Annotated in this window: 5 protein-coding genes; 4 read left to right on the plus strand and 1 reads right to left on the minus strand. The window is 63.5% G+C overall.

Annotation, left to right across the window (positions count from 1 at the left end; all coding sequences use genetic code 11):
* Positions 1–65: 65 nt before the first annotated feature.
* A complete protein-coding gene (locus CYR52_RS07070) occupies positions 66–1967 on the minus strand; it encodes an aliphatic sulfonate ABC transporter substrate-binding protein (protein WP_101828270.1) in 1902 nt (633 codons plus the stop codon).
* A 274-nt stretch (positions 1968–2241) separates the two neighbouring features.
* On the opposite strand from CYR52_RS07070, the gene ssuD reads away from it, so the two are divergent.
* From ssuD to CYR52_RS07090, 4 genes are all read left to right on the plus strand, one after another.
* The gene (ssuD, locus tag CYR52_RS07075) at positions 2242–3399 is read left to right on the plus strand and encodes an FMNH2-dependent alkanesulfonate monooxygenase (RefSeq protein WP_072928094.1); all 1158 of its coding nucleotides are present in this window, start codon (positions 2242–2244) and stop codon (positions 3397–3399) included.
* 50 nt (positions 3400–3449) lie between these two features.
* The gene (gene sfnG / locus CYR52_RS07080) at positions 3450–4556 is read left to right on the plus strand and encodes a dimethylsulfone monooxygenase SfnG (protein ID WP_072928093.1); all 1107 of its coding nucleotides are present in this window, start codon (positions 3450–3452) and stop codon (positions 4554–4556) included.
* Positions 4549–5949: an FAD/NAD(P)-binding protein gene (locus CYR52_RS07085; RefSeq protein WP_101828271.1), complete on the plus strand. Its 1401-nt coding sequence runs from the start codon at positions 4549–4551 to the stop codon at positions 5947–5949. The genes sfnG and CYR52_RS07085 overlap by 8 nt, the downstream gene beginning before the upstream one ends.
* A 93-nt stretch (positions 5950–6042) precedes the next feature.
* Positions 6043–7112 (plus strand): LLM class flavin-dependent oxidoreductase (locus CYR52_RS07090; protein WP_101828276.1); only part of this gene is annotated, 1070 nt, incomplete at its 3' end.

Here is a 7112-nt window from a genome sequence, read left to right on the forward strand (position 1 = left end):
GTAATCACAGCCCGGGCGTATTTTCTCCGCCCTATGTGTGAATGACCTGGATAAATGAGCATGCTTTACCCGCCCGGCTGCCAGATGGCGTCGCGCACCTGGATCGGGCGGGGCAGCAGGCCGAGGGCGTAGAAACGGTCGGCGATGGTTTGCTGGTCGCGGATCACCTGGTTGTCCATCAGTTGGGTGCGGTGGCTGCGGCGGGAGAGCGCCTGTTCCAGCGCCGGGGAGGGCAGCCCCAGTTCGCTGGAGAGGTGTTGGGCGGCCTGCGCCCGCTCGGTGTCGATGTAGTGCCCGGTCTGTTGCAGGGCCTGGAGCAGTCGCTGGAGGATGTCCGCAGAGTGGTTGGCATAGTCACGGCGCGCCAGATAAAACTGCTGGTTCAGCACCCGGCGGCTGCCGTCAGCCACCACCCGCAGGGCGCCGCTGCGCTCGGCGTCACTGAGCAGCGGGTCCCACAGCATCCAGGCCTCTGCCGCGTGGTAATCGCTGGGGGAGAGCGGGTAGGTGGGCGGCGCGTAGACGATGCGCACATCCTCCAGCGATAACCCCTCTTCATCCAGCATCTGCACCAGCAGATAGTGCACGTTCGACCCTTTATTTACCCTGATCCGCTTGCCGCGCAGGTCAGCCAGGGTGCGCACCGGGCTATTGGCGGGCACCACCAGCGCCACGCTCTGCGGCGCGGGCGGATCGTACGCCACGTAGACCAGCGGGCTGCCGTCCGCCTGCGCAAAAATCGGCGGCACTTCGCCGGTGGTGCCGAAATCAATGTCGTTATTCTGCAACGCCTGCAACAGTTGCGGCCCGGCGGGGAACTCGCTCCACAGCACGGCGATATCGTGCTGGGCGAACAAGGTTTCCAGGCTTTGCCGCGCCTTAAGAATGCCGAGATTGCCGAACTTCTGATAGCCGATGCGCAGTTCGCGCCCGGCCGCCGGCCGTGCCGGTGCAGGCTGGGCGGGTTTGTTGCGCCCTTTAATCATGCCCAGGTTGGCGAGGTGGGTGCGCAGGGTATGGCGGCTGATGCCGAGCAGCGCCGCCGCCTGCATCTGGTTGCCGCCCCCGGCCTCAAGCGCCTGGCGCACCAGCGCATTCACCATCCGCGGGAAAAGGTGTGGGGTGCCGCTCGCCAGTTGCCGATGGATAAAGCCGTCCAGCCCGTCGTCCTCGTCGGCCTGCGGCGCGGACAGCTCCTGGTTCAGCCGCAGGTGCTGTGGGGCAATCACGCTCTCTTTATTCAGCAGCACCGCGTTATGCAGGGTATTTTCCAGTTCGCGCACATTGCCGGGCCACGGGTAGGCTTTCAGCACCGTGAGCGCCTCCGGCGACAGCCGCATCTGCGGGCGGCCCAGGCGGCGGGCATACAGCGACAGAAAATGCGCCGCCAGCACCGGGATATCCTCGCGGCGGCGGCGTAACGGCGGCAGGGTGACGGCAGCGACGTTCAACCGGTAGTAGAGATCTTCCCGGAACTGTTTGTCGCGGATCGCCTGCGCCAGGTCGACATGGGTGGCGGCAATCACCCGCACGTTAATGCGCACCGGCCGGCGTGAACCGACGCGGGTGATTTCGCGCTCCTGCAACACCCGCAACAGTTTGACCTGTAATGACAGGCTCAGCTCACCAATTTCATCCAGCAGCAGGGTGCCGCCCTCGGCCGCCTCAAACCAGCCCGGTTGCCGCTGGCCTGCGCCGGTAAATGCCCCTTTCTCATGCCCGAACAGCTCGGCTTCTGCCAGGGTTTCGCTTAACGCACCACAGTTCACCGCCAGAAAAGGCTGCTGGCGCCGCTCACTGTGATGGTGCAGGTAACGCGCCACCACCTCTTTGCCGGTGCCGGTTTCCCCAACAATCAGCACCGTGGCATCGGTCGGGGCCAGCCTGTCCAGCACGCTTTGGAAGGCCAGCGAGGCGGGGTCGATCAGCACCGGGTTATCAGCGGTATAAGGTAACGGGCTTTGCATGGTGTGCACTCCTGGCAGCAGCGGTGGAAAAAGCTTATCCCACTCTTTCCGGCAGAACGAGGGGGCAACCTGCCGCAAAAGTTGCAAAAGCAACTGCCGCCGCGTTGCCGCTGTTGCATTTGCAACAGGCCTGTTTTACCCACATTCCTCTAATCCATTGATAGTAAACAGTAAAAAAGTTTCAGAAATCTGGCACGGTTCCTGCTTTGTCTTTTATAACCAAACTCGGACATTCATCCGATAAATAACAGATAACGTTATATAGGAAACGCATATGAGCCAGGCAGCAGACGGGACAATCAAACTATTTTGGTTCTTACCTACCCACGGCGACGGCCGTTACCTCGGCACCACGCAGGGCGGCCGCCCGGTGGATTTGCAGTATTTACAGCAGGTTGCGTTGGCAGCCGATAACCTCGGCTACTATGGGGTGTTAATCCCGACCGGCAAAAGCTGCGAGGACTCCTGGCTGGTGGCGTCTGCGCTGGCCCCGATCACCCGGCGGCTGCGTTATCTGGTGGCGGTGCGCCCCGGCTTGCAGCCGCCAAGCCTGGCGGCGCGCATGGCCGCGACGCTCGACAGGCTCTCTGAAGGCCGTTTGCTGATCAACGTGGTGACCGGCGGTGACCCGGTCGAGAATAAAGGCGACGGCATTTTCCTGAGCCATACTGAACGCTATGAAGTCACGGACGAGTTCCTGAACGTCTATTCCCGCTTGCTGAAAGGCGAGAAAGTGGACTTCAAAGGCAAACATATCCATGTGGAAGGGGCGGAGATCCTGTTCCCGCCGGTGCAGGAAAATGGCCCGCCGCTCTACTTTGGCGGCTCCTCACCGGAGGCTATCGACGTGGCGGCCGGACAGATTGACAGCTACCTGACCTGGGGCGAGCCGGTGGAACAGGTGGCAGAGAAGATTGCCGTGGTGCGCCAGCGCGCTGAAGCACGGGGCCGCACCCTGAGTTACGGCATCCGGCTGCATGTGATTGTGCGCGAGACGGAAGAGGAAGCCTGGGCTGCCGCTGACCGCCTGATTGCGCATGTGGATGACGAAACCATCGCCGCGGCGCAGAAAATTTTTGCGCGGATGGATTCCACCGGGCAGGCACGGATGAGCGCGCTGCATCAGGGTTCGCGTGACGGGCTACGCATCGGGCCGAACCTGTGGGCAGGCGTCGGGCTGGTGCGCGGCGGGGCAGGCACCGCGCTGGTGGGCAGCCCGGAACAGGTGGCCGAGCGCATCCGCGAGTATCAGGCGCTGGGGATTGAGAACTTCATCCTCTCCGGGTACCCGCATCTGGAAGAGGCGCACCGCTTTGCCGAACTGGTGATGCCGCTGCTGCCGCTGGACAGCGCCGCCCAGCCGCGAGCGCGCACCATCAACACCGGGCCGTTTGGGGAAACCATCGGCAACGACAAGCGGCCGGGTAAATAAGTGCCCGGATAAACAGCGCCGATGTCCCTCTGCCTTCAAAGGAGCTTTTGATGCCTGAGCAAACAAACCGACATGCCCCTCTCCAGTTCGCTTACTGGGTACCGAATGTCTCGGGCGGGCTGGTGGTCAGTAAGATCCCGCAGCGTACCGGCTGGGATGCGGAGTACAACCGGACACTGGCGCAGATCGCCGAACGGGCGGGGTTTGATTACGCCCTGACCCAGATCCGCTTTACCGCCGGTTACGGGGCGGATAACCAGCACGAGTCGGTGGCTTTTTCCCAGGCGCTGCTGGGCGCGACGACGCGGCTGAAAGTGATCGCCGCGCTGCTGCCCGGCCCCTGGCACCCGACGCTGGCGGCCAAGCAGATCGCCACCATCAGCCACCTCAGCCAGGCGCGTATTGCGGTGAACATTGTCAGCGGCTGGTTCCGGGGGGAGTTCAAGGCCATCGGCGAACCCTGGCTTGACCATGAGGAGCGTTATTTGCGTTCTGAGGAGTTTATCCGCTGCCTGCGGGGGATCTGGCAACAGGAGAGTTTTACCTTCGCCGGGGATTTTTACCGCTACCGTGACTATGTGATGAAACCCAAGCCGCTCGACCCGTTGCCGGAAATTTTTCAGGGCGGCAGTTCGCGGGCCGCACGGGACATGGCGGCGCGCGTTTCGGACTGGTACTTCACCAACGGCAACAGCGTGGACAATATCCGCCGCCAGATCGAAGATATCCAGGCCAAAGCCCAGGATAACGGGCATCAGGTGAAAATCGGGGTCAATGGCTTTGTCATCGCCCGTGACACTGAACAGGAGGCGCAACAGGTGCTGCAACAGATCCTCGATCAGGCCGATCCGGCGGCAGTGCAGGGCTTCCACCATGAAGTACAGAATGCCGGCCGCGCTTCGCCGGAAGGTGAGGGCAATTGGGCCGCCTCAACGCTGGAGGATTTGGTGCAATACAACGATGGGTTCAAAACCAACCTGATCGGCACGCCGCAGCAGATCGCGGAACGCATCATCGCCTATAAAAATGCCGGTACTGACCTGATGCTGCTCGGCTTCCTGCATTTCCAGGAAGAAGTGGCGTATTTCGGCCGTGAAGTGCTGCCGCGGGTGCGGGAACTGGAGCGGCAACAGCAGGCGGTCACTGAGCATGGCTAAGCGGCGGGTGGTGATTATCGGCGGCGGCTTTACCGGCACGGCGCTGGCGATCCATCTGGCGCGCCTCAGCGCAGAAGGGCTTGAGATCACGCTGGTCGAGCCGCGCCCGCTGCCCGGCCACGGCGTGGCTTATTCGGCACAAGACCCGGCGCACCGCATCAATGTGCCTGCCGGGCGGATGTTCCTGTCGGCAGAAGAACAGGGCGATTTTGAGCGCTGGTACCAAAACAGTCCGGCCTTTGCCGATGACCCCGGCGCGCGCTGGGAAGACGGCAAACTCTACCCGCAGCGTTCGGCATTCGGCCGTTATGTGGCGGAGAAATTCCTTCAGGCGGCGGCGACCACGCCTTCCACGTTGCGCCACCTGCGTGACCGGGCGACGCGGCTGCACGGCCACACGGTAGAAACCGCCAACGGCGTGCAACTCCGGGCCGATGCGGTGGTGCTGGCCATCAGCCACCCGCCGCCCACCGTGCCCGGTGCTGTGGCGCACGCGCTGGCGCAGCATCCGGCGCTGATTGCCGACCCGTGGCAGCCGGGCGCCTTTGACCGCATCGGCGAACAGGACAGGGTGGCGATTATCGGTACCGGGCTGAGCATGGCGGATGTGGTGGCGTCGCTGCACCGGCGCGGCCATCGCGGGCCGGTCACGGCCTTTTCACGCCGTGGGTTGCTGCCGCGCCCCAACGCACGCGGGGATTACGCGCCGTGGTCGCTGCATTCATCGCCATTGCCGCACGCCCTGCGCGGCTGGCTGAGGCGTACCCGGCAGGAGATCGCCGCCGCGGCGGAACAGGGCATCAGCTGGCAGGCGGTGCTGGATGAGATACGCGCACAGGGCCAGCAGATCTGGCCGTCGCTGTCGCTGGCGGATCAGCAGCGCTTTTTACGCCATCTCCGCCCCTGGTGGGACGTGCACCGTTACCGCATCGCGCCGCAGGTGGCGGCAGTCATCGACACCGCGCGGGCGGAGGGCCGTTTGCAGGTGCTGGCCGCCAGGCTGAAACAGATTGCGCCGGACGGGGAGGCCGCCGCGCTCCTGCTGCAACGCCGTCACGGCAGTACCGAACAGGTACAGGTTGACCGGGTGATCATCACCACCGGCCCGGCGCACAGCGCATTGCTGGAGAGCCAGCCGCTGTTGCACCATCTGGCGCGGCAGGGCGTGATTCAGGCCGACCCGCTGGGGCTGGGTATTCTGGTGAATGCACAGGCAGAAACCCTGAACCGGCAAGGCGAGGCCAACCCCCGGCTGCTGGTGGCCGGCCCGGCGGCACGCGGCTATTTTGGCGAGCTGATGGGGCTGCCGCAGGTGGCGGAACATGCTGAAGCGGTGGCACGCCGCCTGCTGCATACCCTGCACGCTGACGAGCGATGTCCCGGCTCACGCTGATCCCTGATTTTCCCCCTTACTGACCTTTCCCTGTGTGGGCCAACCGGCCCAACGGACGCCTTTTGGAGAAAAACCATGTCTCTGCCATTGCCCCTGTCTCAAAAACGTGAAATCCGCCTGAATGCATTTGATATGAACTGCGTCGGCCACCAGTCCCCCGGTTTATGGGCGCACCCGCGTGACCGCTCCTGGGAGTACAAGGATCTGGCGTACTGGACCGACCTGGCGCGCCTGCTGGAGCGCGGCAAATTTGACGGCCTGTTTATTGCCGATGTGCTGGGGGTGTATGACGTGCTGAACGGCAGCGGCGATGCCGCCATCCGGCAGGCAACGCAGGTGCCGGTGAACGATCCGCTGGCGTTGATCACCCCGATGGCGCTGGTGACGGAGCATCTCGGTTTCGGCCTGACTGCGTCGCTCTCCTTTGAGCACCCTTACCCCTTCGCCCGCCGCCTTTCGACGCTCGACCACCTCACCAAAGGGCGCATTGGCTGGAACATCGTGACCTCCTACCTGGAGAGCGGCGCTCGTAACCTCGGCCATCAGGCGCAGAGCGACCACGATGCGCGCTATGACTATGCCGATGAGTATTTGCAGGTGATCTACAAACTGCTGGAGGGAAGCTGGGAAGAGGGCGCGGTGCTGCGTGACCGCACCCGACGCCTGTTCAGCGACCCGGCTAAAATCCACCCGATTAACCATCAGGGCACCTTCTTCCAGGTGCCGGGGATGCACCTGTGTGAACCTTCGCCGCAGCGCACGCCGGTGCTCTATCAGGCCGGGGCGTCGAGCCGCGGCAAGCAGTTCGCTGCGGAACATGCGGAATGCGTGTTTGTGGCTGCGCCGTCCAAAGTGCTGCTGAAGAAAACCGTGGCCGACATCCGCCGCCGTGCCGCTGAGGCCGGGCGCGATCCGCGCAGCGTGCTGATTTTCAACCTGCAAACGGTGATCGTCGGTGAAACCGACAAACAGGCCCAGGCCAAATGGCAGGAGTACAAATCTTACGTCAGCTATGAGGGCGCACTGGCGCTGATTTCCGGCTGGACCGGCATCGATTTCGGCCAGTACGCGCCGGATCAGGTGCTGAAACACCTGCACACCAATGCCATTCAGTCAGCGGTCGAGACCTTCTCGACCGCTGACCCCAACCGCCAGTGGACGGT

The sequence above is a fragment of the Chimaeribacter arupi genome, assembly GCF_002858805.1.
Taxonomy (GTDB): Bacteria; Pseudomonadota; Gammaproteobacteria; order Enterobacterales; family Enterobacteriaceae; genus Chimaeribacter; species Chimaeribacter arupi.